This is a genomic window from Streptomyces sp. NBC_01190 (assembly GCF_045039895.1).
In the GTDB taxonomy this organism is placed as follows: Bacteria; Actinomycetota; Actinomycetes; order Streptomycetales; family Streptomycetaceae; genus Actinacidiphila.
Genome location: NZ_CP108580.1, coordinates 3,040,595 through 3,062,877, shown reverse-complemented (window position 1 = coordinate 3,062,877; position 22,283 = coordinate 3,040,595). Strand labels below are relative to the sequence as shown.

16 protein-coding genes are annotated in these 22,283 nt (G+C 72.8%); 9 read left to right on the top strand and 7 right to left on the bottom strand.

Annotated elements, in window-relative coordinates:
- The first annotated feature begins 243 nt into the window (after positions 1–243).
- Positions 244–612: an STAS domain-containing protein gene (locus OG519_RS12755; RefSeq protein ID WP_405582672.1), complete on the top strand. Its 369-nt coding sequence runs from the start codon at positions 244–246 to the stop codon at positions 610–612.
- 36 nt (positions 613–648) lie between these two features.
- Here the strand turns inward: OG519_RS12755 and OG519_RS12750 are convergent, their stop codons facing one another.
- Positions 649–1,281: a TetR/AcrR family transcriptional regulator gene (locus OG519_RS12750; protein WP_405582669.1), complete on the bottom strand. Its 633-nt coding sequence runs from the start codon at positions 1,279–1,281 to the stop codon at positions 649–651.
- A 142-nt stretch (positions 1,282–1,423) separates the two neighbouring features.
- Here OG519_RS12750 and OG519_RS12745 point away from each other — a divergent pair, with 142 nt between their 5' ends.
- Positions 1,424–1,930, top strand: coding sequence for an O-acetyl-ADP-ribose deacetylase (locus OG519_RS12745; protein WP_405582666.1), 507 nt, complete (start codon positions 1,424–1,426; stop codon positions 1,928–1,930).
- Positions 1,931–2,332: 402 nt separating this feature from the next.
- A complete protein-coding gene (locus OG519_RS12740; RefSeq protein ID WP_405582663.1) occupies positions 2,333–2,746 on the top strand; it encodes an ATP-binding protein in 414 nt (137 codons plus the stop codon).
- A 58-nt stretch (positions 2,747–2,804) separates the two neighbouring features.
- On the opposite strand, the gene OG519_RS12735 is transcribed toward OG519_RS12740, so the two are convergent.
- Positions 2,805–3,827: a GlxA family transcriptional regulator gene (locus OG519_RS12735; RefSeq protein ID WP_405582661.1), complete on the bottom strand. Its 1,023-nt coding sequence runs from the start codon at positions 3,825–3,827 to the stop codon at positions 2,805–2,807.
- 70 nt (positions 3,828–3,897) lie between these two features.
- Between OG519_RS12735 and OG519_RS12730 the strand changes: the two genes are divergently transcribed.
- A complete protein-coding gene (locus OG519_RS12730) occupies positions 3,898–5,238 on the top strand; it encodes an MFS transporter (RefSeq protein ID WP_405582658.1) in 1,341 nt (446 codons plus the stop codon).
- A 37-nt stretch (positions 5,239–5,275) separates the two neighbouring features.
- Here the strand turns inward: OG519_RS12730 and OG519_RS12725 are convergent, their stop codons facing one another.
- Together OG519_RS12725 and OG519_RS12720 are read right to left on the bottom strand one after the other, a co-directional pair.
- On the bottom strand, positions 5,276–6,445 hold the full coding sequence (locus OG519_RS12725) for a flavin-containing monooxygenase (RefSeq protein ID WP_405582655.1): 1,170 nt from the start codon (positions 6,443–6,445) through the stop codon (positions 5,276–5,278).
- A gap of 673 nt (positions 6,446–7,118) precedes the next feature.
- Positions 7,119–7,766, bottom strand: coding sequence for a TetR/AcrR family transcriptional regulator (locus OG519_RS12720; RefSeq protein ID WP_405582653.1), 648 nt, complete (start codon positions 7,764–7,766; stop codon positions 7,119–7,121).
- A gap of 322 nt (positions 7,767–8,088) precedes the next feature.
- Here OG519_RS12720 and OG519_RS12715 point away from each other — a divergent pair, with 322 nt between their 5' ends.
- Together OG519_RS12715 and OG519_RS12710 are read left to right on the top strand one after the other, a co-directional pair.
- Entirely contained in the window at positions 8,089–8,895 is an 807-nt protein-coding gene (locus OG519_RS12715) for a VOC family protein (RefSeq protein WP_405582652.1), read from the top strand.
- Positions 8,896–9,120: 225 nt separating this feature from the next.
- Entirely contained in the window at positions 9,121–11,496 is a 2,376-nt protein-coding gene (locus OG519_RS12710; RefSeq protein WP_405582650.1) for a serine/threonine-protein kinase, read from the top strand.
- 15 nt (positions 11,497–11,511) lie between these two features.
- Here OG519_RS12710 and OG519_RS12705 read toward each other — a convergent pair whose 3' ends face one another.
- From OG519_RS12705 to OG519_RS12695, 3 genes are all read right to left on the bottom strand, one after another.
- Positions 11,512–12,264, bottom strand: a complete 753-nt coding sequence (locus OG519_RS12705; protein ID WP_405582648.1) for a hypothetical protein — start codon at positions 12,262–12,264, stop codon at positions 11,512–11,514.
- Positions 12,265–12,830: 566 nt separating this feature from the next.
- Positions 12,831–12,980 carry a hypothetical protein gene (locus OG519_RS12700; RefSeq protein WP_405582645.1) on the bottom strand — a complete coding sequence of 50 codons (150 nt, stop codon included), beginning with the start codon at positions 12,978–12,980 and terminating at the stop codon, positions 12,831–12,833.
- A gap of 173 nt (positions 12,981–13,153) precedes the next feature.
- Complete coding sequence (locus tag OG519_RS12695) at positions 13,154–16,099, bottom strand: BTAD domain-containing putative transcriptional regulator (RefSeq protein WP_405582642.1); 2,946 nt, start codon at positions 16,097–16,099, stop codon at positions 13,154–13,156.
- 370 nt (positions 16,100–16,469) lie between these two features.
- Here OG519_RS12695 and OG519_RS12690 point away from each other — a divergent pair, with 370 nt between their 5' ends.
- The 3 genes from OG519_RS12690 to OG519_RS12680 all read left to right on the top strand — a co-directional run bounded on the left by OG519_RS12690 (position 16,470) and on the right by OG519_RS12680 (position 22,156).
- Complete coding sequence (locus OG519_RS12690; RefSeq protein WP_405582639.1) at positions 16,470–17,654, top strand: AMP-binding protein; 1,185 nt, start codon at positions 16,470–16,472, stop codon at positions 17,652–17,654.
- Positions 17,655–17,909: 255 nt separating this feature from the next.
- Positions 17,910–20,522, top strand: a complete 2,613-nt coding sequence (locus OG519_RS12685) for a bifunctional FO biosynthesis protein CofGH (RefSeq protein ID WP_405582636.1) — start codon at positions 17,910–17,912, stop codon at positions 20,520–20,522.
- A 254-nt stretch (positions 20,523–20,776) separates the two neighbouring features.
- Positions 20,777–22,156 carry a phosphodiester glycosidase family protein gene (locus OG519_RS12680; protein ID WP_405582633.1) on the top strand — a complete coding sequence of 460 codons (1,380 nt, stop codon included), beginning with the start codon at positions 20,777–20,779 and terminating at the stop codon, positions 22,154–22,156.
- Positions 22,157–22,283: the final 127 nt, after the last annotated feature.

Genomic DNA, 22,283 nt, shown 5'->3' with positions numbered 1-22,283 from the left:
CTGAACAACCCGGTGGCGCCGTGCGTTCGATCGGTACCGCACTCTCCGACGAAGGTACCGGGCACGTGCAAGTGAGTACGTCGCTTTGCAGCAACCTGGCACCGGATGCGACCACTTTTGGCGGTCTGTTATCCGGGTGTGACCGCCAAAAGGCGGGGTTATGACCGGGAAGGGGCATAGGGTCCTCGTGATGAAACGGATGATGAACATGTGGCGGTTGACGGCGAGGCAAGGTGGGGACCCGTGTTGGTGACCCAGGCCAAGCAGGACGGCTGGATGGTGGTGACAGTCGCGGGCGAGATGGACCTGATCTCGTCTCCGGCGGTCCGGCAGAAGGTGCACGAAGCGGTTGCCGACGGGCACCGCAGCCTCGTCCTCGACCTCGCCGATGTGCGCTTCTGCGACTCCAGCGGGGTGGGCGTGCTGATCGGCGCGCGGCGCCTGATGCGATCCTGCGCGGGCCGGCTGCGCGTCGTGCTTCCCCAGCCTGACAACGGCAGTGGCGCGCACGTCAACCGGGTGCTGGCGGCGCTCGGCGTCCGTCGACTCTTCGAGGTCTTCCCGGACATGGTGGCCGCCACCGACGAGGCCGCCCGGCCGCTGTCCGCCTGACGGACCGGCGGACCGGCGGATATTCGGCCTGATCACCTATCCGGCGGTTCGGACCGCGTAACCGCCAAGGGATGGCTCCAGCCGGGTGAAGGCGGCCCGGGCGTTACGGTCCAGCAGGGCGAACAACTCTTCCTCAGTCGCGCCCCGTCGCACGCCCCGCTGCGCCTCGTCGAACAGCAGCCTCAGGACCGTGCCCAGTTGGGCCGCCGCGTGCCGCGGCTCGAAGGCGCCCGGCTCGTCGCCGACGGCTTCCGCGAGCACCACGGACAGCGCCTGCTCCTGGTGGTCGTACATCTCCCTGAGCCGGGCCCGCAGCACCGCACTGTCGCCCACCAGCCGGGTGAAGCCGGGGTCCGTCCAGCCCAGCAGCGGGTCGTGGCGTTCGACGGCTTCCAGGCAGTCGCGGCGGACGGCGTCCAGTGCGGACGCGCCGACCGGACGGGCGGCGACCGCGCGGGCCGGGCCGGTGATCACCTCCTCGTGCTGGTCGAAGAAGAGGTCTTCCTTGCGGGCGAAGTAGTTGGTGACGGTCATCTTCGAGACCCCGGCGGCAGCGGCGACGTCAGCGATCGTCGTCCGCTCGAAGCCCCGCTCCAGGAAGAGAGCGGTGGCGGCGCGGGCGATCGTCTGCCGGGTCTGCTGCTTCTTGAACTCGCGGAGCTGCGCCATGAGGAGACTTTAGTGGGTCGGACCAAAAAAGTGCTTGACCAGATCCTTGGTCCGACATAAATTTAGGGCCAGTCAAGAAAACCGGATCCGGGTCCGAGGAGCGATCTGTCGTCGGCGTGAAGGAGTGATCCAAGATGACCTCATGTCTCATCTCAGCTTTGTCCAGGGCGACATCACCGAGCAGCGGGTGGACGCCATCGTCAACGCGGCCAATTCCTCGCTTCTGGGGGGCGGGGGAGTGGACGGTGCCATTCACCGCAAGGGCGGCCCCGAGATCCTCGCCGCCTGCCGGGAGCTGCGTGCCGGGCACTACGGCGGGGGGCTGCCCACCGGGCAGGCTGTCGCGACCACCGCCGGGCGGCTGCCGGCCCAGTGGGTGATCCATACGGTCGGCCCGGTGTGGCAGGCGCGGGAGGATCGCTCCGAACTCCTCGTCTCCTGCTACCGGGAATCCCTGCGGGTCGCCGATGAACTGGGGGCGGCCACCGTCGCCTTCCCGGCGATCTCCACCGGGATCTACGGCTGGCCGATGGACGACGGGGCGCGGCTCGCCGTCAAGACGGTGCGAGAGGCTGACACCTCCGTGTCGGAAGTGCGGTTCGTTCTTTTCGACGCCATGGCTTATGCGGCATTTGCGGCTTATCAATAGCCCGTATGCGGTCGGGGGATGGGTCATTGGGGTCTTGTCATCGAGACTCGACATCTGTCAGGCGGTGATTACGGAGCGTCCGCACGGTGTTGTGTCCGAGGCGTGACTTGTTACGCGGTGGAGTCGGGGGATACCTCCGGTACGCTCCATCGGGTGCGTGTCCGTTCAGGGAATTCTCACGGCGCCGCCCGGCCAGGCCGGGCGGGCGTCAGCCCTGGGCGCGCGACTCCTCAGCGGGTGCGCCGAGCGGTTGGCGGCACGCCTCGTCCCTTGCGTCAGGCGCGGCCCGAGGCGCTTGTCGGGGTGACTGTAAGTCGATCATGCTGTGTAAAACCAGAGTCACGCTCCGTGACTGTGGATTGGCGTGAGGCGTCGTGTCCGCCGGTTCGGATGGTGTGAGCAATGCAGGTGCTTCAGGTGCAGATGGAGGTCGGCGTTGATCCCGCGGAGGTCGGGCGGGCTCGCCGTTGGGCGCGGTCGCGGCTGGTGGGTTCCGGGATAGGAGCCGATGAGCCGGTGGCCGAGACGCTCATCCTGCTGATCTCGGAACTGGTCACCAACGCGGTGGTCCATACCGGTTGCCCCGCTGTGCTGCGCATGCTGTTTCCGGCGACCCCCGCTGCCCCGGTGCGGGTGGAGGTGGCGGACAACAGCGATCTCCCGCCCGCCCCCCGCCACGCCCAGCGGGAGGAGACCGGCGGCCGCGGACTCGAACTGGTCGACGGTCTCGCCGACCGATGGGGCTGGCACCCTGAGGGTGCGGGCAAGCAGATCTGGTGCGAGGTCGACCGCGCCGCCGCCGTGGGGCTTCGCTGAGCCCACCCGAAAGACGGGCAGGCCGCGCCGGACCGGATCGTGCCGGGCGCGCTCTCGGCTAAGTGCGGGACGAGGTGTGGAAAGTGCGGCGGTAGGCGGTGGGTGAGACGCCCAGCGCCGCCTGGAGATGCTGCCGCATGGACGCGCTGCTGCCGAAGCCGGCCTGGTGGGCGATCTGGTCCACGCTGAGGTCGGTGGACTCGAGCAACTGACGGGCGTGCTCGATCCGTTGCTGGGTCAGCCACTGGCCGGGGCTGAGGCCGACCTCCTCCCGGAAGCGCCGGGTGAAGGTCCGCACGCTCATCGACTCCCGCTCGGCCAACTGCCGGAGGGTGAGCGGCTGGTCGAGGCGGTCCTGGGCCCAGGCCCGGGCCCGCTCGGTGCCGGCCTGCCGGGGTTCGGGCAGCGGGCGGCGCACGTACTGGGCCTGGCCGCCCTCCCGGTGGGGCGGGACCACGGTCCGGCGGGCGACCGCGTTGGCCACGGCCGCACCGAAGTCCCGGCGCACGATGTGCAGGCAGAGATCGATCCCGGCCGCCACCCCGGCCGAGGTCAGCACATCGCCGTCGTCCACGTAGAGCACGTCCGGGTCGACCTTGATCCGGGGGAAGAGCCGCTGGAAGTGGTCGGCGCTGCTCCAGTGGGTGGTGGCGCGCCGGTTGTCGAGGAGTCCAGCGGCGGCCAGCAGGAAGGAACCCGTGCAGATCGACACCATGCGGGTCCCGTGCCGGATCCCGGCGATGGCCTCGGCGAGGTGTGCGGGCAGCAGGCCTTCGTCGTAGACGGGGCCCAGTTCATGGGAAGCCGGGACCACCACCGTGTCGGCCTCGGCGAGGGCCTGCAGGCCGTGGGAGACCACGATCGGGAAGTCGGCGTCGGTCCGTACCGTGCCGGGCCGCAGGCTGCACGTCACCACCTCGTACAACGTGCGGCCGTCGGCGGCGGCTCGGGCTCCGCCGAAGATCCGCAGCGGGATGCCCAGTTCGAAGGGGATCACCCCGTCGAGAGCGAAGACAGCGATCCGGTGCCGCCCCGGATGCCGGAAGACAGGGCCGATGGCCGGACGGGTGTCCTGGGTCATGGCCCGATCCTTGCACACCATGGCCGTCGGGCCACTCGTCGTGGACACATCCAGATCGGAGACTCCTTACGTGACGCAGACATCTCAACTCCCAGCGCCCGCGGAAGACCCGTCCGCCGACCCCGCCGCCGTCTCCGGCCGCCGAGGCCCGCGGGTGCACCGCGCCTGGCTCGTCGCCGTCGTCACCTTCGTGACCATCGTCGGCGCCGCGGCCTTCGCCTCACTGCCCGGACTGCTGATCGACCCGCTGCACACCGAGTTCGGCTGGTCGCGCGCCATGATCGGCTTCGCGGTGTCGATCAACCTGGCGCTCTACGGCCTCACCGCGCCGTTCGCCGTGGCGCTGATGGACCGGTTCGGCATCCGACGGGTCGTCGCCTGCGCCCTGATCACCATCGCGATCGGCTCCGGGCTGACCGTGCGGATGACCCAGAGCTGGCAACTGGTGCTCTGCTGGGGCGTCCTGGTCGGCCTCGGCAGCGGGTCCATGGCGCTCGCCTTCGCCGCCACGGTGACCAACCGCTGGTTCGCCGCCCGGCGCGGTCTGGTGACCGGCATCCTCACCGCGGGTGGCGCCGCGGGGCAGCTGGTCTTCCTGCCGCTGCTGTCGTGGATCACCGAGCACCACGGCTGGCGGCCGGCCGCCATGACGGTGTCGATCGCCGCGGTCGCGGTGGTGCCGTTCGTCTGGTTCCTGCTGCGCGACCATCCGGCGGACGTGGGTCTGGCCGCCTATGGGGCAACCGAGTTCACCCCGAAGCCGCCGCCGTCCAGGGGCGCCGCGATACGGGCGCTGCGCGCGCTGCGGGACGCGGCGCACACCGGCACGTTCTGGCTGCTGGCCGGTACCTTCGCCATCTGCGGGGCGTCGACCAACGGCCTGGTGAAGACCCACTTCGTGCCCGCGGCCCACGACCACGGGCTGCCGGTCACCACCGCCGCCTCGCTGCTCGCGCTGATCGGAGTCTTCGACATCGCCGGCACGGTGGCCTCGGGCTGGTTCACCGACCGCCTGTCGCCGCGTCGGCTGCTCGCGATCTACTACGGGCTGCGCGGACTGTCCCTGATGTTCCTGCCGATGATGCTGGGCGACAGCATCCACCCCTCGATGGTGCTGTTCATCATCTTCTACGGCCTGGACTGGGTGGCCACCGTGCCGCCGACCATCGCGCTGTGCCGCGAGCACTACGGGGAGAACAGCGCGATCGTCTTCGGCTGGGTGCTGGCGTCCCACCAGATAGGCGCGGCCCTTGTCGCCTATCTCGGCGGCGTCGCGCGGGACGCCTTCGGTTCGTACGACGTCGTCTGGTACTCGTCCGGCGGGCTGTGCGCGATAGCCGCGCTGATGTCCCTGGTCATCCGCCACCGGCCGGTGGTGGCACCGGCGGTGGCGGTGGCGGTCGCCGGATGACCCGAGGGCCGGACGGCGGCTTGGCCGGAGGGAGGAGTCAGCCGCGGCGGGCGGCGGCCCTGGCGATCTTCTTGGCGTCGATGGCCATTTCGCGGAGCAGGCCGCTGATGGGATTGGAGTAACCGGTGAAGTAGAGGCCAGGGGCGCCCGACGCGGTGCGGCGCCCGTGCACCAGCGGGCGCCCGCGGTCGTCCAGTACACCGAGGTGGCCGACGAGCGGTTCCAGCCCCCGGCGGTATCCGGTCGCGGCGATGACCACCTCGGGGGTGATGTCGGTGCCGTCGGCGAGCCGTACTTTGTCCCCGTCCAACTGCTCGACGGCGGCGACCGGTTCGACCCGGCGGGACCGTACCGCCGAGATCAGACCGGGGTCCTGCACCGGGATCGAGCCCTGCTTGACCCGTGCGTAGAGGCCGGTCGAGGGTCGCGGCAGCCCGTACGCCGACAGGTTGGGGACGCTGATCCTGGTGACGACCGGCGCGGCCAGGTCGACCACCGCGGTGGGCAGCCGGCGGACCAGGACGGCGGTGGCCTGCGCGGGCCAACCCAGCGTGGTGCGGCGCAGGATGTGCGGCGGCGTCCGTACCGCCAGCCGTACCCGGGCCGCCCCGCCCTCGACCAGATCGACCGCCAGTTCCGCGCCGGTGTTGCCGACGCCGACCACCAGCACGTCCCGCCCGGCGTAGGGGGCCGCGTTGCGGTACTCCGAGGCGTGCAGCAGCTCACCGGAGAAGGTGTCCCGGCCCGGCCAGTCCGGTATGTGCGGGGTGTGGTTGTAGCCGGTCGCCACCACGACCACCGGCGAGGTCAGGACCCGCCCCCCGGTGGCCGGCAGCGCCCAGCCGGTGTCCGTCCGCTCCACCCGGGTCACCTCGATGCCGGTGGCTATGTCGAGGTCGTGGTGCTCGGCGTACTGCTCCAGATAGCGCACCAGGTCGTCGCGGCGGACCCAACGCCCGTACGCCCGGGGGATGGTGAGGCCCGGTAGCGACGACATCCGGCGGGTGGTGTGGAGGCGCAGCCGGTCGTAGTGGTTGCGCCAGGAGGCGCCGAGCCGTTCACCGCGCTCCAGCACGAGCGGGCGCAGCCCCCGCTGCCGCAGGGCCGCCGCCGCGGCGAGGCCGCCGGGCCCGGCGCCGATGACGATGACGTCGGGGGCCGCGGTGCTCGACGGGGCACCCGGGGCGGCGGGGGTGGACTCGGGCATGGGGAACTCCTGGAACCTGGATCGTCTGAGGGAACGGGGGGCGAATCAACGAACGGGCGAACGGGCGCATGGGCGCAGTGATCGAACGGAGGACGAAAAGCTGGTGTATCGGAAGGTAACCCCATCCGCGCGGCGAGGAGTAGCCCACCGGGCTCCCGGTGTGGGGAGTTGAGCGCGGCTCAGCCGGACCGCGCGGCGGCGACGCAGGGGGGCCGCGGGTAGTCAGCGGCGAAAGGGGGACGGTACGCGGAGCGCTCGGCGTGGGCTCCGGATGATCTGGACGAGCCATGGTCTGCGTCGCGCGTTGAGCCGCACCGGGAGTGAGATCGCACGGCCCGGTGGTGCGGGAACGCCGTGGCGACGTCGGGGAGCCGGATGGCGCTGGTCATGTCAGACATGATGCCGGGCGGGCCGGGTCGGCGGTCGGCGAGGTAGCGGGCCGGGCGCCGGAGTTCAGGGCCGCCGAAGGGCCGTCAAGAGGGCCGCGGCGGGTTGCGACGGGTCGCTGACGTCCGCGGATGACCCCGTCCGGGAGCGGAGAAGGCCAGGTGCGGAAGACCAGGTGCGGAAGGCCAAGGTGCGGAAGACCAGGGGCGGGAGCGATACGGAACCGATGGCCGCTGTCGGCGGCGGCCTCCCCCGAGGCCGTGCGGTCCGCGCTGCCGGGCCGCTGCTATCTGGTCGGTTTCTTGCCGGTGACTCCGAGGTGGACCAGCAGCGCGAGGTTCGGCTTGAGTTCTGCCTGCTTGACGCCGGTGCCGGTGAAACCTTTCTGGTGGCCTGCCACCTGGGCCATCATGGCGACCAGTGCGCCGGCCACGGCCGGCGGGCTGACCTCCTTGCCGACCCGGCCCTTGGACTGGAGGTCGGTGATGGACTCGGTGAGCGGGCCGGTCACGGCGTTGAGCACACGGGTACGGATCCGGTTGAACCGCTTGTCGCCTTCTGCGGCGCCCAGGTCGACGACGCGCAGAATCGCGTCGTTCTTGCGCCAGAAGGAGAAGAAGCCGTCCACCAGATCGGTGGCCGTCTGCGCGCCGGCCCGGCCGGCCCAGGAGCGCCCGGCCACCAGATGGCTCAGGCCGGTCGACTCCGTGGCCATCTCGTCGGCGAGTTCGAGGACAGCGCCCTCGACGTCGGGGAAGTATTGATAGAACGTTGCGGGTGAGGTGCCCGCCATCCGGGCGACGTCAATCACCTTGACGTCCCGGTAGGGCGACGTGCTGAGCATCTCGCCGAGGCAGTCCAGCAGCTTCTGCCGAGTGGCCTGCCCGCGGCGGCCCGCCACGCGGCCGTCGACGGTGCGAACTTGTCCTGTCATGCCGTCAGTTTACCGTCGGGTGATCAGCGCGCGATTTGGCCGCGTGCAAACGGGGAGCGACCCCTTCCGTTTGACGAATGTCCAGGTCAATGCCGCTTTTATCACCCCTCTTCGAGCGCTTCGAGGTCCTTGCGGGATGTGATGAATGGGCGTTTTAACCCGTTCTGGAGGGCCGGCCGACACCGGTTCCGGCCCCCGATGGGCCGTCGAGCGCCCCCCTGAGAAAATTGACCATATGTTCGATTTAAATCCGCACCGTGAGGTAGATCACTGGCTACCGTGACGGAAAAGACACCGCGTATGTACGGGGAAGGACCAGACGATGCCCGAATTCAGTGAAGGTGCACCTAATTGGGCCGATGTGTCGCTGCCCGATCTCGCCGCCGGCCAGCGCTTCTACGGTGAGCTGTTCGGCTGGACGTTCCAGGATCAGGGTGAGCAGTACGGCCACTACACGATGGCGCTGCGGGACGGAAAGCACGCGGCGGCGCTGATGGCCAAGCCGGACCCGTCCACACGCACGGCCTGGAACCAGCACCTGGCCTCGGCCGACGCCGCCAAGACCGCCGAGCGCGTCCGGGAGGCCGGCGGCCAGATCGTCTACGGGCCGCACACGGTCGGCGACACCGGCGTCATGGTGGGCGCGATCGACCCCGGCGGCTCCTTCTTCGGTGTCTGGCAGCCGGGCACCCACCCCGGCTTCGGCATCGTCAACGAGCCCGGCGGCTTCTGCTGGACCGAGAACCTCACCACGGACGGCGCGGCCGTCGACACCTTCTACCGCTCCGTTTTCGGGTACGACACCCAGCAGATCGGCGACGGCGCCCAGTTCGACTACGCGGTCTACTCGCTGCCCACCATGCCCGACGGCCCGGTGGCCGGCCGGGCGGGGCGCGCGGCCGACGAGCCGGCCGGTGATCAGGCCGACGCGCCCGCCGCTTACCAGATCTACTTCGCCGTCGAGGACGCCGACGCCGCCGCGGCCACCGTCCGCCGGCTCGGCGGCCAGGTGCACCAAGAGCCCAAGGACTCCCCGTTCGGCCGGATGACGGTGGTCTCCGACGACCAGGGCGCCCGCTTCGCCATGATCGACCTCAGCCGCACGGTGGGCGAGCCGCCCGCCCGCTAGACCCGGCGTGGCGCGGCCGGCTCCCCGGCCCGGGGGCGGATGATAACGAGTTCGCTCACCGGGCGTGTCGCGACGGCCCCGGGTTCGCAACCGGGGCCCATCCCAGGAACAATCAGGCCCGTACCCTGGCGCGGGAGCCGGCGACCGGCCGCTCGCGGCCGGAAGCACCCGGAGGGCACGGGGAAAGGCCGCAACAACGCGGGGTCACGGGGAGGTGGCAGGGCAGTGATGGAGCAGCTTACGCAGCACGACCCGAGACGGATCGGCCCTTTCGAGGTGCTCGGACGGCTCGGCGCCGGCGGCATGGGGCTGGTCTATCTCGCCCGCTCTGCCTCCGGCCGCCGGGTGGCGATCAAGACCGTGCGGGCCGAACTCGCCGAGGACCAGCTCTTCCGGGTCCGCTTCACCCGTGAGGTGGAGGCGGCGCGCGCCGTCTCCGGTTTCTACACCGCCGCCGTCGTGGACGCCGACCCGCGGGCCGCCGTTCCGTGGCTGGCCACCGCGTATGTCCCGGCGCCCTCGCTCGAAGAGATCATCAACGAGTCGGGGCCGATGCCCGCCCAGGCCGTACGGTGGCTGGCCGCCGGCATCGCCGAGGCGCTCCAGTCCATTCACGCGGCCGGTCTGGTGCACCGGGACATGAAGCCGTCCAATGTGCTGGTCGTCGAGGACGGGCCGCGGGTCATCGACTTCGGGATCGCCTCCGGCGTCTCCAACACCCGGTTGACGATGACCAACGTCGCCGTCGGCACCCCGGCGTACATGTCGCCCGAGCAGGCCCGTGACTCCCGCAGTGTGCGCGGCGCCAGCGACATCTTCTCGCTCGGCTCCACCCTGGTCTTCGCCGCCACCGGCCACGCGCCGTTCCACGGCGCCAACCCGGTGGAGACGGTGTTCATGCTGCTGCGCGAAGGCCCTGATCTGGCCGGGCTGCCCCATGAGCTGCGGCCGCTGATCGAATCGTGCATGCGGATGGAGGCGGATCGCCGGCCCACCCCGGCCGATCTCCAGGCGCAGCTCGCCCCGCACCTCTTCTCCTCCGGCGGCGACGACACCGGCACCGCCTCCGCCTGGCTGCCGCCGGCCGCGGTGGCGCTGATAGAGCAGCGGCGCAGCGGGCGTCCCGCGGTGCCGGCCGGCAGCCGGGGCGCGCACGCCGCGGGACCGCAGGTCCCGATCAATGTGCCGCCCCCGCCGCAGTCGCCGCCCCGCCCGGTCCAGGCGCCCCGCGGCGGCCAGGGAAACGGCGCGGAGACCCAGCGCCAGGAAGGCGCCGCGCCGGTCCAGCTCGCCGGCTCCGCGCCGATCGGCCCGGGTCTGCGGGTGGCCGGCGCCACCCGGCACAAGGCGCCCTCGGGTCCGGCGCCCGGCACCGAATGGGTACGGCACCGGATCGGTGCCCAGCCCGCCGGTGAGGCGTCGCCCGCGCCCCCGCCGGTGCCGTCCCCGACGAAGCCCGCCCCGGCGCCCGGCGAGTGGCGCCCCTGGCGTTTCCGGATGTCCAACGACGTCTGGGGCACCCCCGTCGTCTCCGACGGCCTGCTCTACGTCACCTCCTTCGAGGTGCACGCGCTCGATGTGGCCAGTGGCCGCCGCCAGTTCAAGACCCGCGAGGTCGCCTGGACGATGGCGGTGGCCGACGGCCGGATCCACGCCTCCGACGGACCCAGCCTCTTCGCGCTCGACGCGGCGGACGGCAGCGAGCGGTGGCGTACCCCGATCGACGGCTGGGTCTACGCGGTGCGGGCCGACGGCGGCACCGTGGTGAGCGGCACCCGCGGCGGCGGCGTCCAGGCGTGGGACGCCCACCGCGGCACCCTGCGCTGGGAACGCGGCGGCGCGCAGACGGAGTTCGAGTCGCCCGACTCCGGGCCCACCGTCATCGACCGGGCCGTCTATTACCAGGGCGGCGGCCACCTGCACGCGGTGGACGCGCTCAACGGCGCCGAGCTGTGGTCCTACCCGGTGGGGGAACCCGGCGCGGCCGGTTCGGTGCCGACCCGGCCGGTCGTGGCGGACGGCGTGGCCTATCTGACGGCCGGCACCCATGTGCTGGCGCTGGACGCGCGGAGCGGCGCCGAGCGGTGGCGGTTCGACGCGCCCGCGGTGATGTTCGCGCCGCCCACCTATGTGCCCGGGCCGGGGATCTCCGGCGGCGGTGTCTACGTCACCGACCATCTCGGCACGGTGTACGCCCTCGACCCCGCCAACGGCCGGGACCGCTGGCGGGTCGCCACCGAGCCGCGGCAGTCGGTCGAACCGGTGGTCGTCGCGGCGGGCGCGGTGCATCTCGGCGCGGGCGCCGCGCTCTACACGCTGGACGCGGTCAGCGGCACCCCGCGCTGGCGGTTCGCCGCGCAGGACGAAGTGGTGGGGTCGCCCGCGGTCGCCGCCGGCCGGGTGCACTTCGGCTCCAAGGACCACTGCCTCTACACGGTCGACGCCCAGGGCGGCCAGTTGCGGTGGCGGCTGGAGACCGGCGGGGAGATCACCGGCTCGCCGGTGGCCGCCGACGGAGTGGTGTACGCCTGCTCCAAGGACCGCTGTGTGTACGCGCTCGACGCGGCCAAGGGCACCGGGGCGGCCGCCCGCCGGGCGTGAACCGGTGCCGGGGGATCAGGGTTTCTCGACAGCGCCGTGAGCCTCGGGCGGCGGCGCGCCGGGATCGTGGGGCGGAGCCGGGGCCGGAGTGCCGCCCTGCGTGGTGGGTTCGCCGAAGATCAGCGGCAGGCCGACGAGTGTGGGCGCGCTGTCCGGGTCATCCGGGTCATCCGGGTCATCCGGGCCGAGCACCGGGGGCTCGTACGGCGGCGGGGGTTCGTACGCTCCGACCGGTTGCGGAAGTGGCTCGGGAGCGGGCAGGGGAGCGTAGGAGTCGGCGGGCCAGGAGGGGTACGGCTCGGCGGGCGGTGGCTCGTACGACGCGTCCCGCGGCTGCCGGGCCCGGCGCCGCCGCTTGCGGCGGCCGTGGAAGAGCCAGCCGGCCAGGAAGAACGACAGCGCGCCGCCCGTCGCGAAGGCCACGCCCGTGTCCATGCCGTCGCCGCCCGCGGTGAGCGAGCCGGCGAACTGCGCCTGCCGCACCATCCACAGCACGGTGACGCCGAGGACCAGCAGCCCGGCCGCGGTCTCGACGAGCCATGAGCGCATCAGCGCGCCGAGGGCACTGAGCAGGGCGGCGAAGCCCATCGGCAGGAAGAGGGAGCCGAGCGGGGCCGCGTCATGCGGGGTCGCGCCGACGCTCGTGAAGAGGTCGTCCACCCGGATGCCGGTGCCGTGCCGGCCGCCGTACCAGGGATGGAAGGGGCTCTGGACGACGACTACGGCACCCGCGAGCGCGAGCAGGGAGCCCAGAGTGTTGCGGATCAATGGGTGCCACCGCCTCGTATCGCGCGTTCGGCCCCCTCGCGCCCGACGCTACGCCGGGCGCACTGGCGCTGCGAGGCGGGCGCCTCCGGCGGAGTGAGGGCCGCCCGGCCGCCGGCCCAGGCCCCGGACGGCAACGGGCAAGGCACCAGCACCCGCGCTGGCACCAGCACCCGCGCGGACATCGGCGCCGCGGCCCCCGGGCAGCACGGTCTTCGCCGAGCCCCCCACCGAGCCGCCGCCCACCGGGTACCGGCCGCGGACATGCGAAGGAGCCGGCCGCAGCGCCCCCTCCGCGCTGCGATCGGCTCCCCGGTGCCCGTCCGGCTGGTCTGCTCCCCCTTTTGAACCAGACCCGCCGGTCCCCCCGGGCGCCCCCTTTGCGGTCTCCCGCGCCCCCCGTTTCCCCCGTTCCCCCCCATTTCCCCGAGGTCCCCCCGAGGTCCCCCGGCCCCCGTGGTCCCCCTCTTTGTTTCCCCCGTGATCACCCGCGGAGCGTTCCCCAACGCTCCGCGGGCGGGTGCGAGCCGTGGTCACAGCGTCGGCTCGCGGGCTGGAAAGTCGTTGGGTCAGGGCGCCTTGGGCGCGGTGCCACCCGGGGCTTCCGGGGTGCCGTCGGTGTACCAGTGATCCGGGTCGTCCTTCGAGTGCTTCGGCGGCGCCGGCGGCTGAGGGTCGGTGGGATCGGTCGGCTCGGTCGGCGATGTCTCGGTGCTCATGGTGCTCTCCTGTGCCTTGGGTACATGCTTGGTCGAAAGCCCACCCGGCGAGGTCCCCCGTGCTTCACCGGGTGGGCGGCTCGTGCAAGTGATGGAATCGTGGCAGGCGCCGATAATCAACCGATAAACGGTATCGATGAGTTGCCCGACCTGGGCGTTCGGGGACGGCGGAGTCAGCCGGCCAGCGAACCGGACGAGGGTGTCGCCCCGTCGCTGAGCAGCCGGCGTACCTCCTGGGCCTCGGGCGAACCGAGCGCCACGTACATACCCAGGGCGTCGTGCCAGCACGCGTGCGCCCGCACGACCTGGCCCAGGCCGGCCAGCGCCCGGCCGAGCACCGTCAGGGCGTTGGCGGTCCGCCATTCGCCGCCCACCTCGCGCAGGATGGCCAGCGACTGCTCGGCGTGCGCCGCCGACTGGCGCCTGCGGTCGGCCGCCAAGTGCGCCTGGGCGAGCCGGTAGAGGGTGACGCCCTCCCAGAACTGCTGGCGGGCGTCGCGGAAGATCTGGAGGGCCTCGGTGAGGCAGTTGTGGGCCTCGTCGAGTTGTCCGGTGGCGGTGAGCGGGATGCTCATCGTGTAGAGGGTGTTGCCGATCCGGTAGCCGGCGCCGAGCTCACGGTTGATGGCCAGGGCCTGGCGGCTGGTGGTGACCGCGGCGTCGGAGTCGCCGAGGCTGAGCTGGGCGCGGGAGAGGTTGCTGAGGGCGGAGGCCTCGCCGTGCCGGTCGCCGTCGGCGCGGAAGGCGTCGAGCGCGGTGCGGTGGTATTCGACGCAGGCGGCGAAGCGGTGGTCGTGGTGGGCGATGCTGCCGCGCAGGTTCGGCGCGTAGCTGCAGGTGAGCGGGTCCTCGGCGCCCTGTCCCGCGGTCATGGCCAGGCGTGCCTGGTCGTCGGCCTCGGTGAAGCGGCCGGTCATCTGCAACTGCTGGGCGAGCAGGATCCGGGCGCGTCCTTCGACCAGCGGGTCGCCGCAGGCGTTCGCGGTGGCGACCACCGCGCGGGTGGCCTGTTCGTACTGCCGCGCGTAGATACCGGATTCCATCAGGTCCTGGGCGGCGAGCAGCAGGTCCACCGCGCGGCGCAGCGGGCCCTCGCAGCCGCCGTCGGCGGCCTGCTGGACGGCGGCGAGCAGTCCCTGGGCCTCGGAGAAGAGCCAGTGCAGGGCGTCCTCGCGGGCCCCGAAGCCGAGGCCGGGGTGGGTGGTCGGGGCGAGGTGGTCCAGCATCCGGTCGCCCGGGGACTCGAACGCGTAGGCGTTGGCGGCGGAGCCGAGGAAGAAGTCCAGCAGCCGGGACAGCGCCTGGCAGCGCGCCTCGGGGGGCTCATCGCGCTCGGCGCACTCCCGCGCGTAGAGCCGCAGCAGGTCGTGGAAGCGGTAACGGGCGGGCGCGGCCGACTCGATGAGGCTGATGTCGACCAGCGCCTCCAGCAGCTCCTCGGTCCGGTACGGGTCCAGGTCGAGGACGGCGGCGGCCGCGTCCAGCGAGATGTCGGGCCCGTCGGGCAGTGACAGCAGCCGGAACGCGCGTGCCTGGGCGACCGAGAGATGCCCGTAGCCGAGCGCGAAGGTGGCCTTCACCCCGAGGTCGCCGGCCCGCAGCTCGTCCAGCCGCCGCCGCTGGTCGGCGAGTTTGTGGGCCAGTACGGAGACGGTCCAGGTCCGGCGGGCGGCCAGCCGGGAGGCGGCGATCCGGATGGCCAGCGGAAGGAAACCGCAGGCACCGACGACGTCGAGGGCGGCCTGGCGCTCGCTGGCGACCCGCTCCTCGCCCACGATCTTGGTGAAGAGCTTCAGCGCCTCCTCGGGCGACATCACATCGAGGTCCACCAGATGCGCGCCGGCCAGGTCCACCATCCGGACCCGGCTGGTGACCAGCGCGGCGCAGCCCGGCGTGCCCGGCAGCAGATTGCGGATCTGCGCGGCGTCGTAGGCGTTGTCGAGCAGGGCCAGCACACGGCGGCCGTCGAGGGTGGAGCGGTAGAGGGCGGCGCGCTCGGCGAGGGTCTCGGGAATCGCCGGGTTGGGGATGCCGAGGGCGCGCAGGAAGGCGCCGAGCACCGCCTCGGGTTCGGCGGGGCGGGGGTCGGTGCCCTGGAGGTCGACGTACAACTGGCCGTCGGGGAAGTCCTCCCGGGCCGCGTGTGCGACGTGTACGGCGAGCGTGGTCTTGCCGACGCCGCCGATGCCGGCCACCGCGGAGACCGCCATCACCCCGCTGCCCTTGGACGCGGCGGCCAGTTGCTCGCCCAGCTCGGCCACGAAGGAGTCGCGGCCGGTGAAGTCGGCGACCGTCGCCGGAAGTTGCGCGGGCCGCAGGATCTCCGGGGTGCCCGAGGCCGTACCGGCCGGGGCGGCCAGGCCGGGGTCCGCCTCCAGGATCCGCTGGTGCAGCTCGGCCAGTTCGGCGGACGGGTCGATGCCCAGCTCGTCGGCGAGCAGGCGGCGGGTGTCGGCGTAGACACCGAGCGACTCGGCCTGCCGGCCGCTGCGGTACAGGGCCAGCATCAGCAGCGCCCGCAGCCGCTCCCGCAGTGGATGGTCGGCGGAGAGCGCGGTGAGTTCGGAGACCGTCTCGGCGTGCGCGCCCAGTTCCAGGTCGAGTTCGAGGCGGGTCTCGATCAGCCCGATGTGCCACTCGGCGAGCCGGGAGCGCTGCGTCTCGGCGTACGGACCCGGCAGGCCGGCCAGCGGTTCGCCGTGCCACAGGTCAAGCGCCTCGCCGAGGAGTTCACGGGCCGCGGCGGGATCACCCGCGGCGCGCCGCCGGTCCGCCTCGGTGGCCAGCCGCTCCGCCACCGAGGAGTCCAGCGCGTCGCTGCCCACCCGCAGCGCGTAGCCGCCCGAATCGGTCACCAGGGCCTCGGGACCCAGTGCCTTGCGCAGCCGGAAGGCATACGAACGCAGCGCGGCCAGTGCGGTGTTGGGCGGGCTCTCACCCCACACGGCGTCCAGGAGTTCGGACGCCGTCGCCGTACGGCCGCCGCGCAGCAGCAAGGCGGCGAGCAGCGAACGCTGTTGTGGGGCGCCGGTGCCGATCGGTTCGTCGCCGCGCCAGGCACGAACCGGCCCGAGGACCGCGAACCGCAGGCTGGCGCCCGGCTCCGGCCTGGTTTCCATTTCTGCCCCCTGAACCGCCCGGGAGCCGGAGCTTCCCCGGACCCGACTCTCCGCGCGTATATCTATCGTTCATCGCTGGACGGAACAGTTGTCCGCATGGCACGTGGGGCCGGGATTCCTGCCCCTTCGGTGCCAGTTTGCCGTGTCGGGCGGCTGAGGTCACCCCGGGCAGGGTCCCGATCCGGCCTCACGGCAAAAGTTGGTCCGAATCCGAGGTTCCGTCTGTGCGTGCGCGGAGGTTGTGCTGTGTGGGATCCGTTCGTACCGGTGTGCGTTCTGCGACTGGCCGGGTGACGGGATCGTCATGTGTGCCTGGTGTGTTGACGATGCGGCCGGATCACCTGGTGCCGCCGGTTCACCCGCTTCACCTGTGGTGCGGGCCGAAGCCACTGGTGCCGCCGGTGCCGCCGGGTCCGCGGACGTCGCCGGTCTCGCCGACGCGGTCGATCCCGCGCCGCCCTGCCTTCCGCCCGTCTCGCCCTTCTTCCCGCTGTGGGGAGCGCGTTCAGCGGATTCAGCGCGGGCCTTCGACTACTTCCGGCCCGACCGGGACCGGGCGTTCCCGCCGGGTCACCCCTCGGGGCATGAGCCGACAGGCGGCTCGGCGTTCCTCAACCCGCGCCTGCCACGCCGCGTCCGTACGGGCCCGCCGGTGCGCTCGCTGTCGACCCTGCCCGCTGCCGCCCCGGTTCAGTGGCCCGTCCTGGCGTTCTCCGCGGCGGCACCCGCTGCCACCAAGGCGGCCGGCATGACCGACGGCCCTGACCTCCCGTACGGCCGGACCGGCGGACCCGGCGGACCCGGCGGCACCGGCGGCGGTGGCGGCGGTGGCGGCACCGGAGGGATGCGCCCCGGCCCCGGCGACATCGGCCGGCTGCCCGGCACCCTGCTGCGCCACCGCGCCGCCCGCCGCCCGCAGACGGTGCCGGCGCTGCCGTATCCGAGCGCCCGGCGCACCGGCACGGCCGGCTGCACCTTCGCCGAACTCGACCGGCGGGCCCGCGCGGTGGCCTCCCGCCTCGGCGCCCTGCTCCAGCCCGGCAGCCGCGTCATGCTCGCCTACCCCGAGGGCCCCGACCTGGCCGGCGCCTTCTACGGCTGCCTCTACGCGGGGATGGCGGCGATCCCGCTGGTGCTGCCCGAGCCGGGCGCCACCGGCGGAGTCGGCCGCGCGGTCGCCCGGTGCGTCCCCGATCTGGTGCTCACCGGCGCCGACATCTGGACGCCGCTGGCGGTCGACCGGACCCGTACCCAGGTCCTCGAAGCCGACGGCCGGAGCGTGGCCGGCGAACCCGTCCGGCGCCTCGCCCAGAACTGGCGCCCGGTCGGGGTGCTGCGCAGCGCCCCCGCCTACCACCGCTACCACGACGACGGCGGCGTCAGCGGCCGGCTGGAGCCCGCGATGGCCCACTCCGACCTCGCCGACGTGATGGGCGAACTGACCCAGGCGATCCGGCTCGGCACCGACGAGGAGAACGTCGGCTGGATCGCCGCGGTGCACGGCGTGGAGGACGCGGTGTGGCGGATCCTGCTGCCGGTACGGGTCAGCGTCTGAGCCGGCCGGGCGCGCGCCCACGGTGTTCTCAAGGGGCGGGGACGGGGCGGAGGGAGGGGATGGGTGGTGCGGTCTCCTCCCGGCTGCCACCCGGCGGGGGGTTGCTCGCGCGGTTCCCCGCGCCCCGGACGGGGCCGCGCTCTCGCTATTCCCCGCGCCCACCCGATCGGCAGGTGATGTTTCCGACAAGTGACCCCGGTGGGTTGCTGGTCCGCCGGGCCGGTCGGTCCCGATCCGGCAACTTATCCTCGGAGGATGAGCCTGCCGCCGCCCGCTGGTCCCGTACCCACCGCCAACGCCATGCGACGCGCCCTGCACCGAGCGAGAGAGGGAGTCGCCCTCGACGTCAACGAGGCCGCTGTGCTGCTCCAGGCGCGGGGCGATGATCTGACCGCGCTGGCGGCCGTCGCGGCCCGGCTGCGCGACGCCGGACTGGAGACGGCCGGCCGCCCGGGGGTCATCACCTACTCCCGCAAGGTCTTCATCCCGCTCACCCGGCTGTGCCGCGATTCCTGTCATTACTGCACGTTCGTCACCGTGCCCGGCAAGCTGCGCCGGGAAGGCCACGGGATGTTCCTGTCGCCGGACGAGGTGCTCGACATCGCCCGGCGCGGCGCCGAGCTGGGCTGCAAGGAAGCGCTGTTCACCCTCGGCGACCGCCCCGAGGACCGCTGGCCCGAGGCGCGGGAGTGGCTCGACTCCCATGGCTACGACGACACCCTGGCCTACGTCCGGGCGATGGCGATCCGGGTGCTGGAGGAGACCGGGCTGCTGCCCCACCTCAACCCCGGGGTGCTCGGCTGGACCGACCTCCAGCGGCTCAAGCCGGTCGCGCCCTCGATGGGCATGATGCTGGAGACCACCGCGACCCGGCTCTGGTCCGAACGCGGCGGCCCGCACTACGGCTCGCCCGACAAGGAGCCCGCGGTCCGGCTGCGCGTCCTGGAGGACGCCGGCCGCTCCAACGTGCCCTTCACCACCGGCATCCTCATCGGCATCGGCGAGACCTACCAGGAGCGCGCCGACTCCCTCTTCGCGATCCGCCGCACCGCCCGCGCCTACCACGGCATCCAGGAAGTCATCATCCAGAACTTCCGCGCCAAGCCGGACACCGCGATGCGCGGCATGCCCGACGCCGAACTGGAGGAGCTGGCCGCGGCCATCGCCGTCGCCCGGATCGTGCTCGGCCCGGCCGCCCGCATCCAGGCGCCGCCCAACCTGGTGGACGGGGAGTACGCCCGCTTCATCGAGGCCGGCATCGACGACTGGGGCGGCGTCTCCCCGCTCACCCCCGACCACGTCAACCCCGAGCGTCCCTGGCCGCAGATCGACCAACTCGCCGAGCAGACCGCGGCCACCGGGTTCGCACTGAGGGAACGGCTCACCATCTACCCGGAGTTCGTCCGGCGCGGCGAACCCTGGCTCGACCCGCGGCTGCTGCCGCACGTCCGCGCGCTCGCCGACCCCGCGACCGGTCTGGCCCGGGAGGACGCCGTGGTCGAGGGCCGCCCGTGGCAGGAGCCCGACGACGCCTTCGCCGCGGCCGGCGGCCAGGGACGTACTGATCTGCACCGCACCATCGACACCGAGGGCCGCACCGCGGACCGGCGCGACGACTTCGACGAGGTCTACGGGGACTGGGAGTCGCTGCGGGAGCGCGCCGCCCCCGGGATGGTGCCTGACCGGGTGGACGCCGACGTGAAGCAGGCGCTGTCGGTGGCCGCCGACGATCCGACGAAGCTCACCGACGCCGAGGCGCTCGCCCTGCTGCACGCCGACGGACCGGCGCTCGACGCCCTCTGCCGGATCGCCGACGACCTGCGGCGCGCGGTGGTCGGCGACCAGGTGACCTATGTGGTCACGCGGAACATCAACTTCACCAACGTCTGCTACACCGGCTGCCGCTTCTGCGCCTTCGCCCAGCGCCGCACCGACGCCGACGCCTACACCCTGTCCATCTCCCAGGTGGCCGACCGGGTCGAGCAGGCATGGCAGGTCGGCGCGACCGAGGTGTGCATGCAGGGCGGCATCCATCCCGATCTGCCCGGCACCGCCTACTTCGACATCGCCCGGGCGGTGAAGGAACGCGTCCCCGGTATGCACCTGCACGCCTTCTCACCGATGGAGGTCGTCAACGGGGCCACCCGCACCGGCCTGTCGATCCGGGACTGGCTGATCGCGGCCAAGGAGGCCGGCCTCGACTCCATCCCCGGCACCGCCGCCGAGATCCTGGACGACGAGGTGCGCTGGGTGCTCACCAAGGGCAAGCTGCCCACCGCCACCTGGATCGAAGTGGTGACCGCCGCGCACGCGTTGGGCATCCGCTCCTCGTCCACCATGATGTACGGCCATGTCGACCAGCCGCACCACTGGCTCGGCCATCTGCGGCTGCTCGCGAGCATCCAGCAGACCGCGCTCGCGAACGGCCGGGAGGGCTTCACCGAGTTCGTGACGCTCCCCTTCATCCACACCAACGCCCCGGTCTATCTGGCCGGCATCGCCCGCCCCGGCCCCACCGCCCGCGACAACCGGGCCGTCACCGCGATGGCCAGGCTGCTGCTCCACCCGTACATCCCCAATATCCAGACCAGTTGGGTGAAGCTCGGCGCCGAGGGCGCCGCCGAGATGCTCCGCTCCGGCGCCAACGACCTCGGCGGCACCCTGATGGAGGAGACCATCTCCCGGATGGCGGGGTCCGGTTACGGCTCCTACCGGTCCATCCGCGAACTCGTCGCCATCGCCGAGCTGGCCGGGCGGCCGGCGGTCCAGCGCACCACGCTCTACGGCGAGCCGTCGGCCGAACGCCTCGCCGCCGGGCTCGCCTCCGACGGGCACCTGCCCGAGCTGCTGCCGGTGCTGGGGGACTGACCGACTGGCCGCTGACTGACCCTTACCCGGACGTGGATCCGGACCCGGACCTGGACCCGATGTGCAGCCTCGCCGCGGGTCCGGGCGCCGGGTCCGGTCCCGGCGGGCGAAACCCGGGAATCGCACACTCACCCGCACGGCCCCGGGCCGGGGGACCCGGGGCGGTGAATTCGGTGGTCCGTCACGGTGCTCCTCGGCGTTCTTCCTTGGCGGGGGCGCCGGCCGATGGTGAAGTCGCCGATGTCAGGAGTGACGTGCGGCATCCGGTGGGGGGCGAAGTGGTGCGGGGCATCGGCAGAGGCATCGAAATCGGCGTCGGCATCGGCACGGGCGACGGGCGGGGCCGCGCGGGCGGACATCGACCCGAGACCGGCGGCAGGCGCGCGCCCTGCACCGGACGGGCCTCCAGGCGGGCCGGGACCGCCGCGCTGGCGGCCTTCGGCGCACTCGTCGGCACCCTGGCCGGCGCCGGCGGCGCGGCGGCGGACGCGCGGGGCATGCGCTACGACCACGTCGAGAGGCCGGCGCCGGGTGTGACCTTCGGGAACTTCACCGTCACCGCCGCCCGCCGCACCGTGCACGGCCATCTGCTGACCGTGCGCCTTGTCACCCGCGGCCTCGGCGTCGACCTGCTGACACCCGGCGCCGTCGCGGGCCGCGCCACCGTGTCCCGCCTCGCCGACGCCCGGCACGCGGTGGCGGCCGTCAACGGTGACTTCTTCGACATCTCCGAGGAGCAGCATCCCGGGGTGGCCGCCACCGGCTCCGCCGACGGACCGGAGATCGCGTCAGGACGCGTGCTGAAGGCCGCCGTCCCCGACGCCCAGCGGTTCGGCCCCGCGCTGCCGCCCGGCGCCACCTCCCGCGACGTGCTGGGCGTCGGCACCGACCACCGGGCGCGGCTCGACCGGCTGACGTTCGACGGCTCCGTAAGGACCTCTCGCGCCGCCTACCCCCTGCGCGGCTACAACCAGTTCGCGCTGCCGGGCAACGGCATCGGCGCCTATACCGCCGACTGGGGCGCCCGCTCCCGCCGCCGCGCGGTCTGCGGCAGCGACACCTCGCGCGCCGCCGGATGCAGCGCGGACACGTACGAGGTGGCCGTACGCGGGCAACGCGTCGTCTCGGTCGCCCCCCAACCGGGTGCCGGGCGGATCCCGGCGGGTACGACGGTGCTGCTCGGCCGGGACGCGGGCGCCGACGCCCTGCGCTCGGCGCTCCGCGTCGGCGACCGGGTCCAGGTCAGCGGACGGCTGGTGCGGGCCCCCTCGGGTATCCGCTACACCTTCGCCGTCGGCGGCGTCCCCGTGCTGCGCAATGGGCGGCCGCTCGCCGGGCTCGACACCACGACGGCGGCCACCAGGACCGCGGCGGGCTTCGGCGGGGGCGGCGCCACCCTGTACCTGCTCGCCCTCGACGGCGGCGCCGAGTCCCACGCGGGCCTCACCCTCGCCGAACTCGCGGCTGTGCTGCGGCGGATCGGCGCCGACAACGCGGTCAACCTCGACGGCGGCGGCTCCTCCACCCTGGTCACCCGCGCCAGGGGCAGACGATCCGCGGCCGTCCGCAACCACCCCTCGGGCGGCGCGGAACGCCCGGTGGCCAACGCGATCGGCATCCTCGCCCCCCGCTGAGCCGGCCGCCGGACCGCGCCCGCCCCCCTCCCGAACACCCGCCCCAGGACGCCCCTTTCCGTTCCCTGTGGGCCGGGGAGAATCCGCCGCCATCCGCGCTTAGGCGGCGGTTCGTGGACAACCCTGA